The 20,721-nt window shown below is 51.3% G+C and carries 12 protein-coding genes; 10 read left to right on the top strand and 2 right to left on the bottom strand.

The window, feature by feature from the left end; all coding sequences use genetic code 11:
- The first annotated feature begins 6 nt into the window (after positions 1 to 6).
- The 7 genes from V8F51_RS01455 to dgoD all read left to right on the top strand — a co-directional run bounded on the left by V8F51_RS01455 (position 7) and on the right by dgoD (position 14,641).
- Positions 7 to 894 (top strand): carbohydrate ABC transporter permease, encoded by an 888-nt coding sequence (locus tag V8F51_RS01455; RefSeq protein ID WP_337098253.1) that lies wholly within the window; start codon positions 7 to 9, stop codon positions 892 to 894.
- A 28-nt stretch (positions 895 to 922) separates the two neighbouring features.
- Positions 923 to 3,232, top strand: coding sequence for an alpha-L-rhamnosidase-related protein (locus V8F51_RS01450; protein WP_337098252.1), 2,310 nt, complete (start codon positions 923 to 925; stop codon positions 3,230 to 3,232).
- Positions 3,233 to 3,600: 368 nt separating this feature from the next.
- A complete protein-coding gene (locus tag V8F51_RS01445; RefSeq protein WP_337098251.1) occupies positions 3,601 to 10,167 on the top strand; it encodes a chitobiase/beta-hexosaminidase C-terminal domain-containing protein in 6,567 nt (2,188 codons plus the stop codon).
- A 27-nt stretch (positions 10,168 to 10,194) separates the two neighbouring features.
- On the top strand, positions 10,195 to 11,901 hold the full coding sequence (locus V8F51_RS01440) for an S-layer homology domain-containing protein (RefSeq protein WP_337098250.1): 1,707 nt from the start codon (positions 10,195 to 10,197) through the stop codon (positions 11,899 to 11,901).
- Positions 11,902 to 11,998: 97 nt separating this feature from the next.
- Positions 11,999 to 12,415, top strand: coding sequence for an Rrf2 family transcriptional regulator (locus V8F51_RS01435; RefSeq protein ID WP_337098249.1), 417 nt, complete (start codon positions 11,999 to 12,001; stop codon positions 12,413 to 12,415).
- Between the two features lie 98 nt (positions 12,416 to 12,513).
- A complete protein-coding gene (locus V8F51_RS01430; RefSeq protein WP_337098248.1) occupies positions 12,514 to 13,368 on the top strand; it encodes an SDR family oxidoreductase in 855 nt (284 codons plus the stop codon).
- 124 nt (positions 13,369 to 13,492) lie between these two features.
- Positions 13,493 to 14,641, top strand: a complete 1,149-nt coding sequence (dgoD, locus tag V8F51_RS01425) for a galactonate dehydratase (RefSeq protein WP_337098247.1) — start codon at positions 13,493 to 13,495, stop codon at positions 14,639 to 14,641.
- Between the two features lie 116 nt (positions 14,642 to 14,757).
- Here dgoD and V8F51_RS01420 read toward each other — a convergent pair whose 3' ends face one another.
- The gene (locus V8F51_RS01420; RefSeq protein ID WP_337098246.1) at positions 14,758 to 15,213 is read right to left on the bottom strand and encodes a substrate-binding domain-containing protein; all 456 of its coding nucleotides are present in this window, start codon (positions 15,211 to 15,213) and stop codon (positions 14,758 to 14,760) included.
- Positions 15,214 to 15,716: 503 nt separating this feature from the next.
- Here V8F51_RS01420 and V8F51_RS01415 point away from each other — a divergent pair.
- Positions 15,717 to 16,874 (top strand): transglutaminase domain-containing protein, encoded by a 1,158-nt coding sequence (locus V8F51_RS01415; RefSeq protein ID WP_337098245.1) that lies wholly within the window; start codon positions 15,717 to 15,719, stop codon positions 16,872 to 16,874.
- Positions 16,875 to 16,961: 87 nt separating this feature from the next.
- Here V8F51_RS01415 and V8F51_RS01410 read toward each other — a convergent pair whose 3' ends face one another.
- Complete coding sequence (locus V8F51_RS01410) at positions 16,962 to 18,116, bottom strand: conserved virulence factor C family protein (RefSeq protein ID WP_337098244.1); 1,155 nt, start codon at positions 18,114 to 18,116, stop codon at positions 16,962 to 16,964.
- A gap of 161 nt (positions 18,117 to 18,277) precedes the next feature.
- On the opposite strand from V8F51_RS01410, the gene V8F51_RS01405 reads away from it, so the two are divergent.
- The gene (locus tag V8F51_RS01405) at positions 18,278 to 19,468 is read left to right on the top strand and encodes an MBL fold metallo-hydrolase (protein ID WP_337098243.1); all 1,191 of its coding nucleotides are present in this window, start codon (positions 18,278 to 18,280) and stop codon (positions 19,466 to 19,468) included.
- A gap of 114 nt (positions 19,469 to 19,582) precedes the next feature.
- Positions 19,583 to 20,650 (top strand): Gfo/Idh/MocA family protein, encoded by a 1,068-nt coding sequence (locus tag V8F51_RS01400; RefSeq protein WP_337098242.1) that lies wholly within the window; start codon positions 19,583 to 19,585, stop codon positions 20,648 to 20,650.
- Positions 20,651 to 20,721: the final 71 nt, after the last annotated feature.

The following is a 20,721-nucleotide window of genomic DNA, read 5'->3' as shown; positions in this document are numbered from 1 at the left end:
AGAGTAATGAATAAGCTATTTAATGCGCGTTCTGTCTATCAGATCAGCATCAACATGATTTTAACGATATTGGCATTGGCAAGTATTTTGCCGTTTCTGCTGCTTGTCATTTCCTCTTTCGCGGATGAGACGACCTTGACACTGAATGGTTATTCCTTCTTTCCCGAGAAGTTCAGCTTGAACGCCTACGAATACTTGTTTGAACAAAGCAGCATGTTGCTTAGGGCTTACGGAATTACCGTTTTGGTTACGGCTGTCGGCACGACCTTATCGCTGTTGATCACATCTCTGCTTGCTTATCCGCTATCGAGGAAAGATTTTAAGAAGAGAAATATTTTCACCTTTATTGTGTTTTTTACAATGCTTTTCAATGGAGGTCTTGTACCTTCCTATCTGATGTGGACGACTGTTTTTCACATTAAAAATACGATTTTCGCTTTAATTTTGCCTAACTTGCTGATGAGCGCTTTTTTCGTGCTGCTCATGAAAAATTACTTCGCCAACAATATTCCGCCGGAATTGATAGAATCCGCGAAAATGGACGGAGCTGGCGAATATAAAGTGTTCTTTAAGGTTGTACTTCCTCTATCTTTACCCATTCTAGCGACTGTTGGGCTCATGGTCGGGATCGGCTTTTGGAATGATTGGACCAATGGACTATATTATGTGACCGATCCTGATCTTTTTAGCATACAAAATTTGTTGAATCGAATTCTATCTAACATTCAGTTTTTGAGTACCAACATTGTAAGTCAGAAGGTAAATACAGAGATGCCTAGTACCGGTATTCGGATGGCTATAGCTGTTATTGGGATTATTCCTATTCTAATTCTCTATCCTTTCTTCCAACGGTATTTCGTCAAGGGAATTACGATTGGCGCGGTAAAAGGTTAGTAGATTACGCTTGGAGAGGAAGATTTACATGGATCTATCGGGTTTTAGCAAAAGCAACTGGATCTGGACTGCGGGTCCGTTTGATCGGGACAGCGCTTCTTTTATCTACTTTCGGAAAGAGTTCGAATTAAATCAGGATATCCGATCATCGCGTTTCCGAATGAGCGCAGACTCTAGGTATCGACTTTATATTAATGGCATTTCTATCGCCCAAGGACCGTGTAAAGGAGACAACCAAGTCTGGTTTTACGATGAGGTAGAGGTTGGCTCGGCACTTCGGCAAGGGGTGAACGTATTCGCGGCGGTCGTTCTCCGTTACCCTGAGCAGCATGACAAGGGCAACCATTCCGTCTGGAGAACAGATATGCCGGGGTTGTATTTAGATGGAATCATCGAGCTGGCTGATGGAACCGCGCTATCCTTTGGCGCAGATGAAACGTGGAAGAGCTTCTATGATGACCGCATTCAACTGGGGAAGGTGAATCCGTATTTCGACCCGCTCTATATCGTTGAGGCCGCGGCTGGAAACAGCAGCAGCTTCGGATGGAAGGAAGTCGGCTTTGACGACAGCGGTTGGACGGATACGAAGGCTTATCTGGACGTTCAGGTCAGGAAGGCGATCAGCCCGGGCGGGATGACCGCTAGACCGATTCCGATGATGGTTGAGAAGCCGAGCAGATTCAAAAATGTGGTGTGTGCGAGAACGCTGGAAACGAATGTAGACGAGTGGCAGCTATTCATTGATGGGGTTGGCAGTGTAACCATTCCGCCCAATACGCGGGCAGTTGTAGAGATCAGTGCCGGAGCCGAAACAACCGGTTTCTTGGAAACGGCATTTTCCGGAGGCAGAGAAGCTTCGGTTTCTATCCTTAGTTCGGAAGCTTATGTGTATCCAGCCAAAGATCAGAAAGGGCATCTCCCTGCTCCGGCGAAGGGAGACCGCACCGATTATATCCACGGACATTTAGAGGGAGCGCCTGACATCTATCGGGTTGGCGGCTTCGGTACGCTTGAGCGGCCGGAGGAGTACGAGCCGTTCTGGTTTCGAACGTTCCGCTTCGTACAGATCACAGTGGAAACACAAGACGAGCCTTTAACGCTCATCAAGCTGGGATACCGGGAAACTGGATATCCGCTCGAGGTCCGGACTACAGTAGCAACGTCCGACGAAACCTTGAAAGGCATTTGGGAGATCAGCGAGCGAACCTTGCGTCTCTGCATGCATGAAACCTATGAGGATTGTCCGTACTATGAGCAGCTTCAATATGCAATGGATTCGCGATCGCAGATTCTGTTTACGTACAACATTGCAGCCGATGATCGGTTGGCAAGAAAGTGTATCGACGATTTTTTCCGCTCGCAGCGTTATGATGGTCTGACTAACAGCTGTTATCCGTCTACCGGACCTAATGTCATTCCGGGATTCTCGATTTATTATATCCTTATGATTCATGATCACATGATGTATTTCGGCGATAAGAAGCTGGTTGAGAAGTATATGCCTTCCGTCGAAAGAGTGCTGCAGTTCTTCGACCTGCGATTGGAAGAAACGGGATTGACGGCTCGAACATCCGAAGGCGGAATGGGCAATCCTTACTGGTCTTTTGTCGATTGGGTAGGAACATGGAATACCGGCGTGCCGAACGCCATCTATAAGGGACCTGTGACCTTCGATTCCTTGTTATACCGGATGGGACTTCTCGCTGCTGCGGAGTTGGCCGACTACTTGGACCGCCCCAATATGGCAGCAAGCTTCCAGCAGAAGGCCGAAGCAATTAAGCAAGCGGTACTTACGCACTGCGTTGGCAGAGATGGTCTGATTCAGGACGGTCCCGATGTAGAGGAATACAGCCAGCATGCCCAAGTATTCGCGGTATTGACGGACGTCGTGAGCGGAGCGCAAGCAGCACAATTAATGGAGCTGGCTTTGACGGATAAGTCCTTGGCTCCATGCTCCGTTGCGATGGCTTATTATCTATTCCGCGCCCTAGAGAAAACCGGACTCTATCACAAAACAGATGAGTTATGGAACTTATGGCGTCAGATGCTGGCGAAAAATTTGACGACATGCGTGGAAGATGACGTCAATGAACGAAGCGACTGTCATGCCTGGGGCTCCGTAATTCTGCATGAGCTGCCTGCAATCGTTCTTGGCGTTCAACCGGCGGAGCCTGGCTATGCGAGTGTCCGAGTAAGCCCTAATCCTGGCTATTTATCTTGGGCTCATGGCGAGGTTATAACACCTAAGGGCTTGGTTAGAGTGAGCTGGGAAAAGGTTGAGGACGGAAGGATTGATCTCAAAGTCGACGTGCCTGTGGGGGTAGTCTATGTATCCTAGCCCTGTTAAGTAGAGACATATCTTTATAGGGCTGACTCGTACGACCTTATTCCGATATTAAGCGGAATAAGGTCGTTTTTTTGGTGCAATTTGTGAGATGCTGCAAGGCTTATGACTCGCAATTGTTCACTCGTGCCTCATTTGTTCATTCTCGAAAAGTAAGATTTGTATATTCAAATTGTATATATTCACTATATTTGCGAACGGCATATTTGCTAGCATTATATTTGCAAGCGCTTTCAGATTAAGGTTTAAGCATCCGTAGTCAAAAATCCCGGCCTTCGCGGGGAAAAAACAAAACGAGGAGAATGATAATGAAATCTGAACGATGGAAAAATGCTAGGAAAATGCTAAGAAGGCAAATGCTTATGCTTTTCGTCTTAAGCATAGCCTTAAGCACGTTGCCGCCGCTGCATGAAGTCGGCGCGGCCGAAGCGGATGAGCTGGCGGGCATGGTGGCCCATTACCCGCTCAATAGTACATATCAATATACGAACAAGCTTAACGCGAGCCAGAGCTTGAGCGGCAGCGATGTAGTCTGGCGCACGGATTATGTTTCCTTAGTGAATCCGGGCAATGCGAATAATGGACATATAGCGGGTACGAATCCGGGAACACACGTAACGGGAAGAAAGCTGTCTTTTTCGCTGGACATTAAGCTGAACAAGACGCAGACGCGCACAACTACTGCGCAAAATACGCTTTTTTCCTATGGCGCTAGCAATGATACCAATATCACGCTCCGGCCTTACTACGGCAACGGCACGGCCGCCGTCGTCCTGAAGCGGAACGGGACGGATTCCGTAGTGGCGTCATTCCCGGCACCGGCCGCCGATGTGTGGCACAACTATGCCATTTCACTGGACGGTACGGCCGGCACAGGCAAGCTGATTGTCTGGGTTGACGGGGCAAAAGCAGCGGAGGTAGCGTCGAACGGAATCGGGGCCGACGAGATCGGGAACGTACAATTCCGTCTCAACCGCACGATCAGCACTTTCTCCAATCTGGACTCGCACTATCGCGATGTTCGCGTGTTCAACGAAGCTCTGGATGGGGATGACGCGCTTGTTTTGGCGAGTGAAATTCGGAGCTTTGCATGGAACGACTTGCTCGCTTTGAAGCCGCTGACAGATGGTCAGGTCGTTCGCGGCAATCTATTGCTCGTTCGCGATTCCAATCTGACCTGGACCTCGAGCGACAATACAGTGATCGACGCAAGCACGGGCACGGTGACGCGCCCGGCAAAGGGTACGTCTCCAAAGGATGTAACGTTGACGATGAATTGGTTTAATTACAGCCAGACATACAACGTAACGGTGCCGCCATATGATGCCGGCGATATGATCATTGCCAATTTTAATTTCGACGACGCAAGTAACGGGCTTGTGGGGGGAGGAGCGAAAGCGGCTGCCCAAGGCACGGCAAGTTATGCCGATTCGTTTGAAGGCAACGGCAAGGCGGCCAATATAAGCAGCGGCTTCTGGCTGAATGCAACCAAAACCGATGGATCGCCGCTCCTTGCCGGACTTAGCGAGCTGACGATTTCTTATGACAGCAAGACGGCCGGTGGCAGCGGCTGGACATTCTTCGCCGCCCCGAACACTACGGCGCAGACGTACCAGAACGAGCATTACGTTGCCATTATTGACGGGACGTCTTCCTTAACCGTGGAACGTTATTCTAACAGCGGCACGCGTCCGGCGAGCGCGCAAGGAAGCAGCGGCACGGAGTGGAAGCATGTGGATGTGGTTCTCTCGGCGACCGACAGCAAAATTTATATCGATGGCGAGCTTAAATCAACGGTGGCAAGCAGCTACGGCTTGACGAACATTTTGACGGCGACTGGCGGCATCCTCCAGATCGGGAAAGGCAACTGGGGCTCGGGTGAATACTACACGGGCTTGATCGATAACTATCAAATTTTCAACAAAGCGCTCACGCAGGAAGATCTTATCGAGTATAGAGTGACGAATATTTTACCTCGTATATCGCCTGCCTCGGGACAAATCTATGGTCCCGTTACAATTTCTCATCCGGCAGGCAATAAGTTTATTTATTACACGACCGACGGAACGGAACCTACCTTGGAGAGCACGCCGTATACGGGCCCCTTCGAAGTGGTAAGCGGCGCGACGGTTAAAGCGGCCGCCATAGCTCCGAACGGAAACAGCAGCGAAACCGTGACCGTTAGCTATTACGGCAGTCAGTGGTCGGCTACAGCGAACGCGTTCAGATTGGACGGCCAGACATCGGTAAATAACGTCAAAGTTTCTTGGCCGGAGATCGCGGGAGCAAGCTATTACGAAGTGTATCGGGGCATTAAATTGATTGATCGGACGACGGGCGATACGATGGACGATTATGGTCTTGAAGCAGATCAAGATTACGTCTATACCGTCAAGGCGATCAGCGGCGGCGCCCAAGTGGGATTAGCCAATACCAATACGGTGCATACGTTCTCGTACGATCCTTCGGCAATCACGAAGAAGAAGAACAACTATAACGGAGCAGACACTCTGGGCGCAGGCGATACCTACGGGGTGAAAGTCGGCAATACCTGGTATCACTATGCGTATAGAGCATCGACCAACCAAGAAACGGGCATTGTAACGACCGGCATCTATGAGATGACGGGTATTGATGGACGAACTTACGGCAACGATCGCCTGCTTGGTTCATTCGATGATATGCGGGTCGAAGGCGCTGGGTACACATGGAATCCCAATACGGGCAAAGTGATTTTGACCGCCCACGAGGAAGCAAGCAGCGGCTATACGAGGGCGCATATCTTCATCGGCTCGGTCACTCCGGGCGGCGGCGACTTTGCTTCTACTTACAGAGGCCGTCCGTTTGGCAACGATTCGAGGGACATGTCGATTTTCGTGGACGATGACCAAACGGCGTATATTTTGTTCGCCACGCGCAATAACAGCGATATCGCGATTCTCGAATTAGACTCGGGTTGGGAGCAGCCCGTCGAAATCGTAAATACGGTTTTCGTTGATAAGCATAAAGAGTCGCCTACTGTCGTTAAGCACGAAGGACGTTATTATTTCTTCGGCTCTACGGCCAACGGCTGGTATCCGAGCCAGGGGGAATACGCTTCAGCTGTTGCTCTAGACGGGGAGTGGACGCCGCTGCGCCCGATCGGCAATGGTTCTTCCTTCGCTACCCAAGCCAATGGAGTAGGAAAGTGGACGGGGACGAGCGGACAAGTCTCCTACGCTCAGAACGGTTTTCACTGGGGAGCGCAGTATGCAACGAATTATAAGGATCCGATGGGCACTTATGCGAGGCTGGCGCCTATGGTGTTCCATAACGGGGTTGCGACAGCCGACTGGTTCCAGCAGCTGGATCTGGATCCTGTCCACGGGATGATTCCGGTTCAAGCGGGGCAATATCTCTCCCTAGGGAAAAATGCGACCGATTCCCAAGGACTTGATGCGAAAGCAGTGACGGACGGATCTGACTTGGCGACAGCGTCGCGCGTTCAGCATAGCGCTCTTGGCTACAATATCGTCATTGATTTGGAGCAAAATGCCGGGTTGTCCGAAATTAATCTAACGACCCGCGTGGTGCTAGGTTCGGACGCCGTCTATCGTTATAAGCTGGAAGGCAGCGCCGACAAGTCGAGCTGGACGCAGCTCGTTGACGGATCGGCCAACAATGTCGTCGGCTTCGTTACGAATCCAATAACCGACACTGGACACTACCGTTATGTCCGCTTAACCGTAAGCAACATTATCAACGTGCATAACGGACAAGTTGCGACTTGGGCCGACGGTATTATTGAGCTGGCGGTGTATGGAACCCCGCATATCGATAAATCGGCGCTTCAGGCAAAATACGACGACAAAAAAGATTCGGTGCAAGACAATTATGTGAACGCAACTTGGAAAAAGATTACGCGTGCGCTTGATAACGCGGAGGCGGTATTGGCGGATAGTTCCGCGACGCAGTGGAACGTAGACCGAGCAGTGCTGCAAATCGAAGAAGCTTTCAAATGGGCTTTGACCGTTCAGCCGGGCAATGTGGTTGATTATTCCGCCGCAGGCGTGCCGGTCGGGGAAACGTGGTACGATACCGAAGGAAATCCGATCCAAGCCCATGGCGGCGGTTTCCTGCAGCAGACTGCCGGCGACGGCAAGCCGATCTATTACTGGGTGGGTGAAAACAAGATTCATAACAGCGCCGTCTTCCACGCCGTGGCATTGTATTCATCGCGCGACTTGGTCAACTGGACTTATGAAGGCGACATTATCGATTCCTTCAACGAAACGGTAGAAGGCGCGGAATTCGGTCTGTTGGATAACAAATGGGAGCGCCCGAAGCTGCTTTACAACGAAAAAACGAGTAAATACGTTCTTTATGGCCATTGGGAAACGGCGAACAGCTACGCGAGCAGTCAAATCGCGGTAGCAACCGCGGATTCTCCGGCAGGACCGTACACGTTCCTGGGGCACTGGCGTCCGGGCGGTACTTTGCGCAACTGGCGCAGCGACGGCGGCTTCTTCTCCGATTCGGAATATTACAAGACGAGCGGCGTGAAGGTATCGGTTCCGACAAGCGTGCAAAACGATGAGACTCAAATGGGTTATTTATCGCGCGACTTCACGGTATTCGCCGATGATGACGGCACGGCTTATCTCGTATCGGCGGAAGGACATTCCATGAGGGTTCACCGACTCAATGACGAGTATACGGACGTCGACTTTACGACCTACGACTTCAGCGACCCTGCGACGAAAGCAGACGATTTCGAATCGTACAGCTTCTACAACGATGTAGGGCGGGAAGCGCCGGCGGTCGTGCGCGGCGATGACGGATACTATATGGCTGCCTCGGGACAATCGGGATGGCTGCCTAACCAAGGAACGATCAGCTATACGGCGGATCTTAAAGATCCGAATGGCTGGACTCCCGTCAAAGAAAGCGGTTTGATTCTTGAGAAATACACGTTCGGCAACAACAGCACGTATTACAGCCAGCCGACCAATATTATGAAATTGGTCAATGAATCTGGTGAAAATACGTACGTCTACATGGGAGACAGATGGCGTTCGGGGCAGCTTTCCGACTCGCGCTACGTGTGGCTGCCGATTTCGTTCAACGAGACGGAGCAGACAGCTTCGATTACGTACACGACGGGCTGGAAACTGAACGCGACGACAGGAAGCGTACAGTTCCCGCAGGTGCAGCTCGTATCGCAGGGCAAGAGCGCGACAATCACGAACAATGACTCGGTGGGCGGGATTGAAAACGCGAACGACGGCATCGACTACAATTTAAGGACATCCGGCGATTCGACCCATTTCTTCGGGGGGTTAGTCGGTCCTTACGAATACACGGTAGATTTGGGAGACATCTACGACTTATCGCGAATTGACGTTGCGTATAGGCTATACAACGGTTCGGAAATGTACCATAAGTATCAGATCTACGGCTCCACTGACAATACGAACTGGACGGAGCTCGTCGACAACAATGCCAATACATGGGCAGGATTCAACTCCGATAAGCTAAGCGGCAGTTATCGGTACGTGAAGCTCAAAGTGAACGAGGTAAGGCGCGTCAACAACAATGCCCTAAGCAACAGCTGGGGAAGCGGGCTCGTCGAGGTGGAAATCTACGCCAAGTCGGCCGAGCCGTTAGTAGTGACTCTGCCAAGCGCTGATTTGGAAGCGGGCGCGTATTTCTATCCGCAGCAAGTGACGCTCACTCACGAGATCGAAGATGCGGAGATTTATTACACATTGGATGGAAGCACGCCTGATTCTTCCAGTACGCTTTATACGGAATCGATTTCATTGCCTATCGGTGAAGTAACGCTTAAGGCAATTGCCGTCGTAGACGGCGAAAGCAGCGAAGTGCTGGAGAAAGCATATGTCATTACGGTGGATCGTACTGCCTTGGCGGCGGCTATCGAAGCGGCTGAAGAGCTTTACGAGGACGATTATACGGCAGCCAGCTGGAGCGATCTTGAGCAAGCATTGATTCTGGCCATCATAGTTCGAGACGACACAGCGGCGACGGAGCAGCAGGTTACCGAAGCTTTGAATGCTTTGCAAGCAGCGGTGGACGCTCTGGAGCTTAGTCTCCCGGCGACAACTCCCGTATTATTATCGGGACCGCGGAGCGTTGTTTACGATCAAGAGTTTGACGTCGTACTGAGACAGAATACGGTAACCGAAAGCGTATATGCGCAAGACTTCACTTTTAATTATGATCCGGAACAGATCGAGTTTGTTTCGTACGAGCCGTTGAAGGCAGGCTTCTCCATTCTGGATGCGGATACGGATACGCCGGGACAAATCAGATTTACCTCGGTTGATCTATTGGAGGAACAAGGTCAGAGCAGTCCTATCGATATTCTGAAGGTGAGGTTTAAGGCGAAGCAACTGGATCAAGCCGCAACCGGCAGCGTGTTCCTATCGAATGTTATTTTAGCGGACGGAGCAGGACTTGAAACTGAGGTAACGGATGACATCATTTACGACTTTGATATCGAGGCAGTTTCGAAAACAGACTTGGAAGCAGCGATCGCGAATGCGCAAATCCTGCACGATTCCGCTGTTGAAGGTAACGAGGCAGGGCAATATCCGGCAGGCTCAAGGGCGGTTCTAGAGATGGCAATCGATAACGCGATCGAAGTGCAAAACAATAACGCGGCGACGCAAACCGAAGTAGATCAAGCGCTAGTTGAATTAAATGAAGCGGTTGAAACCTTTGCAGCACTCGTTATCTCCCAACTGATAGGCGATTTGAACGGCGACGGTGTCATTGGGGTTGGGGATTTGGCCCTGTTGGCAGCTTCCTTCTATGGAAAAAACAATTCCGATGCCGCTTGGGACTCCTTCAAGAAAGCGGATCTAAACAACGACAACGTCATCGACATTGTGGATTTACGTGCATTGGCAGCATTGGTTTTGGGATAAACGCAATTAGAAGGGAAGTGCAATGGATTGAAAAAAAGAATATCGACAATCGGACTAGTTATGCTTTTGCTATGCACCCTATGGCCAACTGCATCCTTCGCAGCGCAGGGACCCGATTTTTATCTCAGCATTTCTAAATCGAAAGTAACTGTCGGGAACCAAATCGAGGTGGAGGTTCGGGCCCGCAACGTTCAGGCCATGGTTGCCTACGAGCTTAATCTAAGCTTCGATCCAGCGTTGGCGACACCGGTCGGAAGCTCGTTCACAACGAATTTGAGCGGTTTCAGTACGATAGTGAATCCCGAATTGTTAAGCGGCGGACATCTGCGGGCAGTATATACTAAGCTTGGCAACGCCGCAGGCGACAATGGAGATCTCGTATTAGGCAAAGTTAAATTTACCGCCAATACAAAAGGTAATGCCGCTTTTACGCTGGATCAAATAAAGATCGGTCAAACCGGCGACCAATGGGCAACCTATGCTCCGAATGTTCAAGCTAGCGTACAGATTGCCAGCAGCAACGGCAGCGTCGGGGGGGATTCGTCCCCCGAGCCTGAACCGGACAAGGAGCCTGTCGAAGTGAAGGACGGAGCCATAACTGCTATCGGCAAGGCATATGGGGATGGAACGCTCGTCGTGAGTCTTTCCCCTGAGGATATCGCGGAAGCAATAAAGTCGGCGAAATCCGATACGATTACGATTGAAGTGAAGTCGGAGCCGGGAACGGAAGCAGAAGGAACAACGATTGTGATCCCGGTGAAAGAGCTGGCTTCCATTTCTGGAAATCTGGAGCTGGCTGTCAAGTGGGGAAGAGTAAAGGTGCGTTTCCCGGCCAAAGCTAACGAAGGCGTTATAGTGGCTGGATCGCAAGTTGTAGAAGTTGCCATTCATTCAGTCAATGAGCCGGAAATCCCGGACTCGGCCAAGCAACGAATCAAAGGGGATATCGTATTCGATATCGACATAAAAGTAGACGGAAGGGACGTTCAAACGTTCGGTCCGGACCATCCGGTAACGGTGGAAATCGATTATACCCCGCAACAAGGGGAGAAAACGCATCAATTGATCGTATACCGCATCATGGATAACGGGGAACTGGAAATTGTGAAAAACGTCAAATACGAGCAAGGCGTTCTGAAGTTCCAGCCGGAATCGAGCGGACGTTATGCGGCAGCGTATGTAGACGTATCCTTCACCGATCTGAACCAAACGGCATGGGCTCGTACGATGATTGAATCGCTAGCGGCAAGGGAAGTACTGCAAGGCGTCGGCCAAGATCGCTTCGCGCCATCGCGTATCGTCACGAGAGCCGAATTCGTGGAGCTGCTCCTCAATGCGCTGCAGTTGAAAGAGAGCTCTTCGGCAGAAAGCAGCTTTGCCGATGTGGATCAGGACGATTGGTACTTTGACGCTGTAACAACAGCTTCCATGCTTGGCATCGTGAGTGGAAAATCGGATGGAAGCTTCGGATCGAAAGAAGAGATTTCCCGCGAAGATATGGCGGTTATGCTATCCCGCGCATTCCAGTATGCCGGGTTAGCAATCGATACGAGCCATTCCTCGGGGCAAACCTTCTCCGACGAGGGTAATATTGCCTCTTATGCGCAAGAGGCGGTAGATCGTTTGTTTGCATCGGGTATCATCCAAGGGTTTGAGGACGGCAGCTTCCAGCCGAAAGCTTCGGCGACGCGCGCGCAAGCGGCAGCCGTCATTTACAAGCTTCTAAATCTTTAATAAATAGCAGCGGGATGGAGCAGAGAACAGATCTGTTCCATCCCATTTGACAAATTGAAAAGTTGTAACTATAATGATTACAACGGTGGTGGTAAACATGAAGCAAATTAGCACGCGCTTTTCGATGGCTGTTCATACTCTTTCCCTGATTGCGGTTAGCCCGGGCGAATTGACGGGGGATTTCATAGCGGGCAGCGTAAATACGAACCCGGTTGTGATACGAAGAATTATGGGCATGCTAAAAAAAGCGGGGTTAGTCGATGTTCGTCCTGGGGTTGGAGGAGCTTCATTGCGAAGAGCACCCGAAGACATCACGCTTCTAGATGTTTATCGCGCTGTTCATGTAACCGAAGAAAATCAATTATTCCGTATTCACAATGATGCGAATATACGCTGCCAGGTTGGACGGAATATTGAGGCGGTGCTCCAATCGGAATTGGTTGAAGCACAGACTGCTTTGGAACAAAGGCTCGCTCAAACGAGCTTAAACGATCTTATCGCAAGGTTTATTTAGATGGAAGCTCTTTAAGAGCTTTTGTTTTTGAATTTGTTGTAACTAGTCTTGTTATAACATGTTTGATTACAACAATACATTTTTGGAGGGAATATGAGATGAAACTATTAGTGACTGGCGCAACAGGGAAATTGGGAGCAAAAATCGTAGATACGCTGTTAAAAACGGTACCGGCAAACGAGCTGGCGGTCAGTGTCCGCAATCCTGAGAAAGCGGAAGGCTTGAAGGCGCAAGGCGTAGACGTTCGATACGGCGACTTCGACAAGCCGGAATCGTTGGACACGGCATTCGCGGGAATCGATCGTTTGCTCATTATATCCGCAGACGGGGATACCGAAACTCGAATTCGCCAGCATACGAATGCAGTTGCTGCGGCAGAGCGTGCAAAAGTCGGGTTTATTGCCTATACGAGCGCAACTGATGCGAAGGAAAGCAAGCTGTTCCTTGCCGAAGTACACCGTTTCACGGAAGAAGCTATCATCCAAACGGGCATTCCGTATTCTTTCTTGCGTAACAACTGGTACTTAGAGAATGAAATAGGCAGCATTCAAGGCGTTATCGCCGGCGCGCCGTGGGTCACATCCGCTGGGAACGGCAAGGTGGGCTGGGCGTTGCAGCAGGATTACGCGGAAGCAGCCGCAGCCGTATTGACGGGAACTGGACACGACAATTCGGTCTATGAGCTATCGGGTCCATTGCTGACGCAGGAAGAGTTCGTGTCCGTACTAGGTACGGTACTAGGTAAGGACGTACCTTTGTTGCAAGTCGACGATGCCAAATATGCGGAAATCATGAAGGGCGCGGGCATTCCCGACTTCGTCCTCCCTATTCTCGTAGGCATCCAGCAAGGCATTCGTGAAGGCACGCTTGAAATCGAAAGCAACGATCTTGAGAAGCTTCTCGGACGTCCGCTTACGCCTATCAGCGAGGGCCTCGCTCAAATCGTTAAATAATTTGCTGTTTAGGAAACCGACCTTTCGTGACGAAAGGTCGGTTTTTTTATAGGTTGCCAATTGCTATAATAATGATGGTAAGCGTTTGCATATATACGAATTCAATTCGTTCTGGGAGGACATTATGAAAATTCAAAGCTATGAATTGTTCCAAGTACCCCCGCGTTGGCTTTTTCTAAAAATAGTAACGGATGAAGGGATAGCGGGCTGGGGCGAGCCGGTCGTGGAAGGACGTGCGGACACGGTGAAAGCCTGCGTCCACGAGCTAATGGAATATATGATCGGCAAAGATCCGATGCGAATCGAGGATCATTGGTCGATGCTGTATCGCTCCGGCTTTTACCGCGGCGGCCCGATCCTCATGAGCGCTATTGCAGGGATTGACCAAGCGCTTTGGGATATTAAAGGGAAATTTTATAATGCTCCCGTCTATCAATTGCTGGGCGGCGCTTGCCGGGATTCGATCCGCGTTTACTCCTGGATTGGCGGGGATCGGCCTTCCGAGGTTGCGGAAGAAGCGAAGAAGGTCGTATCCGCAGGATTTACGGCTGTTAAGATGAACGGAACGGAAGAGCTGCAATATATCGATTCCTATGACAAAATCGACGAAGCGGTCGCACGGATAGCAGCGGTACGGGAAGCTTGCGGCACGTCCATTGGCATAGGCATCGATTTCCATGGCCGCGTGCATAAGCCGATGGCCAAAATTTTGGCGAAGGAACTGGAGCCGTTCCGCCCGATGTTCATTGAAGAGCCGGTCCTTTCCGAAAATAACGAGGCGCTCAGGGAGCTGGCTAAGCACACTTCCATTCCGATCGCTACCGGAGAGCGGATGTTCTCTCGCTGGGATTTCAAGACGCTTCTTGCCGATGGCGTTGTCGATATTATCCAACCGGATTTGTCTCATGCAGGCGGAATTACCGAATGCAAAAAAATTGCCTCGATGGCGGAAGCCTACGACGTAGCATTGGCGCCGCATTGCCCGCTTGGCCCGATCGCGCTCGCAGCTTGTCTGCAGGTGGATGCGACGGCCCATAATGCATTCATTCAGGAGCAAAGCCTGGGCATCCATTACAATGAAACCGGCGATCTTCTCGACTATATTACAGACGCCTCCGTGTTCGACTATAAGGACGGTTATGTGAAGATCCCTCAGGGTCCGGGCCTCGGGATCGAGATCAACGAGGAACATGTTAGGCAGATGGCAGCGGTGGGGCATAATTGGAGAAACCCCGTATGGCGCCACAAAGACGGCAGCATCGCCGAATGGTGATGCGTTCATCGATCCATTGTTGACGAAAAAAAACAAGCCATCTCGACTGCCGCAGGCAGTTGGGATGGCTCTTTTGTGCTGCATAACGTTAGGTTTGCACGTAGGCTTACGAAGCCTTATTTGTTTAAATCCCGAATGCTGCTGCCTGGATCGAAGTCGCCTTGAAGACGAATATGCTCGTAGGGGAGCGATGGATTGGCGATTCGCCAAATCATCCGATCGCCTGCACGGCAGCCGGTTTCGCGGGTTGGAAGGTCAGGCCTGCCAATATCCGGCATTCCACTCTGCACGTTAAGCTCTAGGCACACGATCGAGTAATCGGTGGGAATCCGCTTTCCAGCCGAGTGACACGCCAGATAGGTCCGCGTTAAGGCTAGCTCGGTTGCGCAGATGAACGCTGTAGGCTCGTATCGCTTTACATGATCAAGCCAGCTTTCCGTCCAGTTTTCTAACGAAACGTCCGAGCGAAGCATATGCTCATCTGGATTGACCCCGATGATCTGCAAAGGCTGCTTATTAAGCAGGAGGCATGGCTGGGGGAAGAATTCCATGAGAGTCTCGGTGTTACTCAATGATCGACTATATAAGTTGAAATAATGAAATTCAATCTAAGGGCAAGGAAAAAGGCGTTAGAGCAAAGTTAGCGGCGTATAGAGCTATTTTCTAGCTCTATTTCGCCAAAGCACACATAAGTATGTGGAATAGAGCTAATTTCTAGCTCTATTCTTCCCGAAACACCACCGCAGGAGCTCCTTTCGACGATTCGGCGGCGTATAGAGCTATTTTCTAGCTCTATTTCTCCAAAATACTCTTAGGTGTGTGGAATAGAGCTAATTTCTAGCTCTATTCTGTCCACAAAACCATAAAAGGAGTTCCTTTCTGAGCAGTCTTAGTTGGGAAAATCATTTGCTTAACTTTATAAGGAGCAAAGAACCTCATATGCCTTGATCTTGGCTGCTTCTTTACATATATTGCGTACAATATGTTTAGGAATCAGTTATAGTGGTGTATCCTTTATAATATAATGGGATAATCTTGAGCCATTATATAAAACGAGTAAACAGGGGAGGTATGCATGCGCAAAGCAACTAGCAAACTATTGATGCTCGTCGTAATTATAGCAGCTGCATACAGTCTTGAATTGAAGCTTGATTTATTTCCGCCTTCCTCGGAATCTAGCGAGCCTGCAGCGGCGGCGGAGAGGGATGTGCTGGGCGAGCTTCGTGCGCAGCTTGCTGAACGATTCCAAAGCCGTGCCGAGCACTTCACTGTTACGTTCGAAGGTGACAAGCAGGAGATGTCCGATCGCTTGCCTGATCTGATTCGCGAGGCGCTTAAGCAGGACGATTATATCGCCTATATACTTGATTCCTACGTGTACACCATTCGAAGCTGGGGCGGGCGTTCTACGATTTCGATGGAAGCAAGGTATCGGGAGTCGGTGGAAGAGACGGCGATTGTGGATGCGGCAGTGACAAGAGCGCTGCACGATATTATAGCGCCTGATATGAACGATCACGAGAAAACGAAAGCGATACACGACTGGATCGTCACGCATGTAGAATACGACCAGTCGCTGAAACACTATACAGCCTATAACGCAGTTGCACTAGGCAATGCTGTCTGTCAGGGCTATTCGCTGCTCGGCTACAAAATGCTTAAGCAAGCGGGAATCCCGGTGCTTATTGCCGACGGCTCGGTCGATACGGGCGAGCATGCTTGGAATATGGTTCAGCTTGACGGTATTTGGTATCATCTTGACCTGACATGGGATGACCCTGTTATAAGCGGAGATGCAGGCAACGATTCTACATCGGATAATGTGATCCGTTATAACTATTACTTGAAGACTGATGAGGAGCTTCGTGAGGATCATCGTTGGACGAAGACGTACCCCGCTGCAAGCAGCAGCTACCTCGGCGCCCTGCAGTTAGCTGAACAATCCGGCAGCCAGTCTGATGCGGCCAAAGCGAACAAGCTGAAGATTGAGCTCGGATTGCATTGGCTCGACGCGGAAAATACAGTGTCAAGCGCAGATCAGCTGCGCACCGTCATTCATACGGCTGTCAGCTCGCGCAGCGGAAGCTTGGAGTTCAGGTATGTAGAAGGAGAGACGTTCCCTGAAGCGCTGAAGGCAGCGTTCGAAGGCTTGAATGCTGGCTATAAGGCCAGCTATGAATCGTATCGAAATGACGGCTCGAAGCTCGTTCGCTTAAAGCTGGAGTATGAATAAACGAAGAGAAGGCTGTCTGGCCGAAGCGACGAGCTATGTATGCTCGCTTCGGAGGGACAGCCTTCTTCATTGTTAGTGGATGGATGCTTATTGCTCGCGATTTCGGGCTGCGGTCATCTGTTGCCAGACAGAGCCGGCAGCTTCTTCGCCGCGCTCGATGCGTTCAAGCGCCATCTGCGCTTGAAGCTTGATCTCGAACTCGGCATCGTTAGCCGCTTCGCGCAAAGCATCGATTGCCGTCTCGTCTCCGAGCTCGTACAGATAGCGCGCCGCGCGCCAGCGAACAAGCTTGTTCTTGTCGCGCAGCGCTTCGATCATTGGAGCGATCGCGGCAGGATCGCCGAGATCGGATAAGGTGTCGCCGGCCGTTCTGCGGACGGACGACGAAGCATCCCGCAAGGCCGCGAATAGCAGCGGCATCGCTTCTGGCGATCGCAGATCGCCCAAGTAGACAACCGCTAGGCGGCGGATCGATGCATTGTCGTCTTGAAGCGCCGCCGACAGCACTTCGATCGTCTCGACCGACGCGGTGAACCGTTCGAAGGCGGCATAACGCAGCTTCCAGTCGCTTTCCTTGAATTGCGCGAGCACTTGCTCCGCTGTTAACGGAGCGGGTCTGACCGGCGCTGCTGCGGCATCGCCTGCCGCAGCGTCGTTACCCTGCTCCTTCGCGTGGGCGATGAGCGTATCTAGTCTCTCCTGCGTATAAGACGCCTCAAGCTCGCGTACGATCTCGGCGGCAATCTCTTCGGGCTCGCCATAACGGACGCCGAACTCCTCCAGCTTGCGCTCGCGGATCATTGCCGAGCCAGCCGCTTGCTGAACGGCTTCTCCGAATGCGGGCGGGAGCGCCGAACGCACCTCTCCGCCTGCCATTCGAACGCGCACCTGCATTGGAATGCCGCGGTACATTTGAACGAACACCTGCGCTTCGCCGAAGCTGGCGGAGGACTCAGGTCCGTCGCCTGCACGGTTATCGCCGTCCTCGGCTTGCAGCAACTGGCCGGCTTCGGCTAGAATACGCGCCCAATCTGCGCCTGGCAGACGGTCGAGCGCAATAAAGTCGGCAGTGCGGAACACACTCTTGACGCCCTCGATGCGGAGCAATTGCCGGAGCTGCTCTGGTGCTTCTTCCGCTTCCTTCGACTTATAGGTCAGCCGCTGACCGCGCGGTAGCGACTCGTCCACGTTCAGCTTCATGGAATTGGGACTTGGCGTTGGTTCTATAGAAATGAGTTTCATTCATTAGCCTCCTCGAAAAAAATATTCACCCATTGGAGCTCTTTATCGTATTTTTAAGTGTACCTGATTTCGAACGCGGATGCGAGAATGCCATTTGCATTTCATATTGCGGGCTTGGTATCTTTAAGGAGACGAATACGACAGCGAGGAGGGATGTACGGTTGCGGTTAAAACGATTTGCCAACTTAGATCATGTAGAGCAGCATAATTCATTGAAGCAGTTCAAGAGGTGGCGGCAAGAGCGCATTCGCAAGCTGAAAATGAAAGATTATTCGTTTGCCGTTCCGAACGCCCAGCCTGACATCGCTTTCCTGCAGGCGAATAGAAAGCAGCCTACTATTACATGGATTGGACATTCGACCTTCCTGATTCAAATCGGAGGGCTCAATATTATTACGGACCCGGTCTGGGCAGGGCAGATGGCTTTTCAAAAAAGACTGACGCCGCCTGGCATTCAAATTGAGGACGTGCCGCCTATCGACATCGTTCTCATCTCGCATTCCCATTACGATCACTTGAACATTAATTCGTTGCGCAGACTAGGGGGGCCGAAGCAGCTAATCGTGCCTGCCGGTCTTAGCCAGAAGCTGAAGCTTAAAGGTTTCATGCGCGTAACAGAGCTGCACTGGTGGGAGTCGCTCCATATTCATGGCATCAAATTCACATTCGTTCCTTCACAGCATTGGACGCGCCGCAATCCATGGGACACGAACAGCTCGCATTGGGGAGGCTGGGTCATTGAGCCGGTTGGCTCGCGAAGCGGTCGTCTTGTCGGCTATGACGGCGGCAAGGCGAGGCAGTTGTTGCAGCCTTCGCACGGAAGCGCAGCTGACGAGGGAGCGGCAGCTTCAGAGGACTATCGGATCGGTGATGTCCCAACATCAAGAAGAGATGAAGCGAAAGCTCATATATCCAAAGCTGCGGCAGTTCATGATCATAGCAGGCATTCAAGCTTCCGAGCAGAGGACGCGTTCGCATCGGATGTTTCGGATCGTCCCGTAGTCTCGGACTCACCGACGATTTATTTCGCCGGCGACAGCGGCTACTTTCAAGGCTTCAAGGAAATCGGCAGCCGCTTCCCGATTGATGTCGCCTTAATGCCGATAGGCGCATATGAGCCGGAATGGTTCATGGGTCCGCAGCATGTGACGCCGGAGCAGGCGTTGCAGGCGTTCGAGGATACAGGCGCGAAGTGGTTCGTTCCGATGCATTACGGCGCATTCAAGCTGGCAGACGATACGCCGAGCGAGGCGCTATGCCGCTTAGAGTCAGCTCGTCAATCGAAAGACATCGATTCGTCGCGCCTCGTCGTTCTTCCGCATGGCGAATCATGGCGACTGGCTGGCAAGTAAATAACATCCATAACAAACGAGAATAATATAGCGCCAAATACGAGCAGTGACGATATAAGCTGCAACGTATATACTTGAAGGTAACAAAACGATACCGAAGGAGATTAGCAACTTATGAGTCAGTCTGTTATTCGTATTGGCATTATTGGCGCAGGAGCAATCGGCGCTGTTCATGCGCAAACTTTCGCCAAGGTCGAGGGGGCCGAAGTGGCGGCTATTACCGACGTTTATTTGCCGCTCGCCGAGCAGCGCGCTCAGGAGCATAATATAACGATTGTGCATGAGTCGCCGCAGAGCCTGCTGGAAGACAGCTCGATCGACGCCGTCATTATCGGCGTGCCGAACAAGTTCCACGCTGATCTGGCGATCGAAGCATTCAAGCAAGGCAAGCATGTGCTGCTTGAGAAACCGATGGCGATCAATTCCGAGATCGCGCGTACGATCGTAGAAGCTGCCGAGCAATCCGGCAAGGTGCTGATGATGTCGCATCAAATGCGCTGGACAGGCCTTAGCCGTGCAGTAAAAGCGCGCATCGACAGCGGTGATGTTGGCCGCATCTATAACGCGAAGACAGGTTGGCTTCGCAAGAAAGGCATTCCAGGCTGGGGTTCCTGGTTCACGCGCAAGGATCAATCCGGCGGCGGACCGCTGATCGATATCGGCGTTCATATGATCGATCTGTCGCTGTATTTGATGGGCAATCCGAAGCCGGTATCCGTATTCGGCACGACGTATTCGGAGTTCGGTCCGAAGCGCGAGGGCATCGGCAACTGGGGCACACCGAATTGGGAAGGCTACTATGATGTCGAGGATCTGGCATCTGCGCTCATTAAGCTCGACAACGGAGCGACGCTGTCGCTTGACGTGAGTTGGGCGGCTCATGCAGCCGGCTTGTCCGAGGATCCATTCATTCACCTCATGGGTACGGAAGGCGGCGTGTCGGTTGTCGGCAATAGCGGCACTTACGTGACTCACAAGGAAGGCGAAGTTGTGCTTAGCGACATTACTCCACTTGAAGGTGAAGAAGACCGCATCCTAATGGGCAGTCACTTCGTTTCCTGTATTCGCGAAGACAAGCAGCCGATTACATCGGGCTTGTCCGGATACACGACTAACCGCATTCTTGACGCCATCTATGAATCATCGCGTACGGGCAATGAAGTGAAGCTGAACTGGGATTAACATCCGTAAGCACCATTATCGCAGCCGTAATCAGCTAACCGCATATCAATAGCACGAAGCCGCCTCTAGAT

Source organism: Paenibacillus sp. YIM B09110 (genome assembly GCF_037167145.1).
In the GTDB taxonomy this organism is placed as follows: Bacteria; Bacillota; Bacilli; order Paenibacillales; family Paenibacillaceae; genus Pristimantibacillus.
Note: the sequence above shows the minus strand (reverse complement) of the source record. Positions and strands in the feature narration are given on the sequence as shown.

Bases quoted from the DNA above. Each gene is read 5' to 3' on its own strand.
- V8F51_RS01455 (WP_337098253.1), top strand. From the start codon at position 7: ATGAATAAGCTATTTAATGCGCGTTCTGTCTATCAGATCAGCATCAAC.
- V8F51_RS01450 (WP_337098252.1), top strand. From the start codon at position 923: ATGGATCTATCGGGTTTTAGCAAAAGCAACTGGATCTGGACTGCGGGT.
- V8F51_RS01445 (WP_337098251.1), top strand. From the start codon at position 3,601: ATGCTTTTCGTCTTAAGCATAGCCTTAAGCACGTTGCCGCCGCTGCAT.
- V8F51_RS01435 (WP_337098249.1), top strand. From the start codon at position 11,999: ATGAAGCAAATTAGCACGCGCTTTTCGATGGCTGTTCATACTCTTTCC.
- V8F51_RS01430 (WP_337098248.1), top strand. From the start codon at position 12,514: ATGAAACTATTAGTGACTGGCGCAACAGGGAAATTGGGAGCAAAAATC.
- dgoD (WP_337098247.1), top strand. From the start codon at position 13,493: ATGAAAATTCAAAGCTATGAATTGTTCCAAGTACCCCCGCGTTGGCTT.
- V8F51_RS01415 (WP_337098245.1), top strand. From the start codon at position 15,717: ATGCGCAAAGCAACTAGCAAACTATTGATGCTCGTCGTAATTATAGCA.
- V8F51_RS01410 (WP_337098244.1), bottom strand. From the start codon at position 18,116: ATGAAACTCATTTCTATAGAACCAACGCCAAGTCCCAATTCCATGAAG.
- V8F51_RS01400 (WP_337098242.1), top strand. From the start codon at position 19,583: ATGAGTCAGTCTGTTATTCGTATTGGCATTATTGGCGCAGGAGCAATC.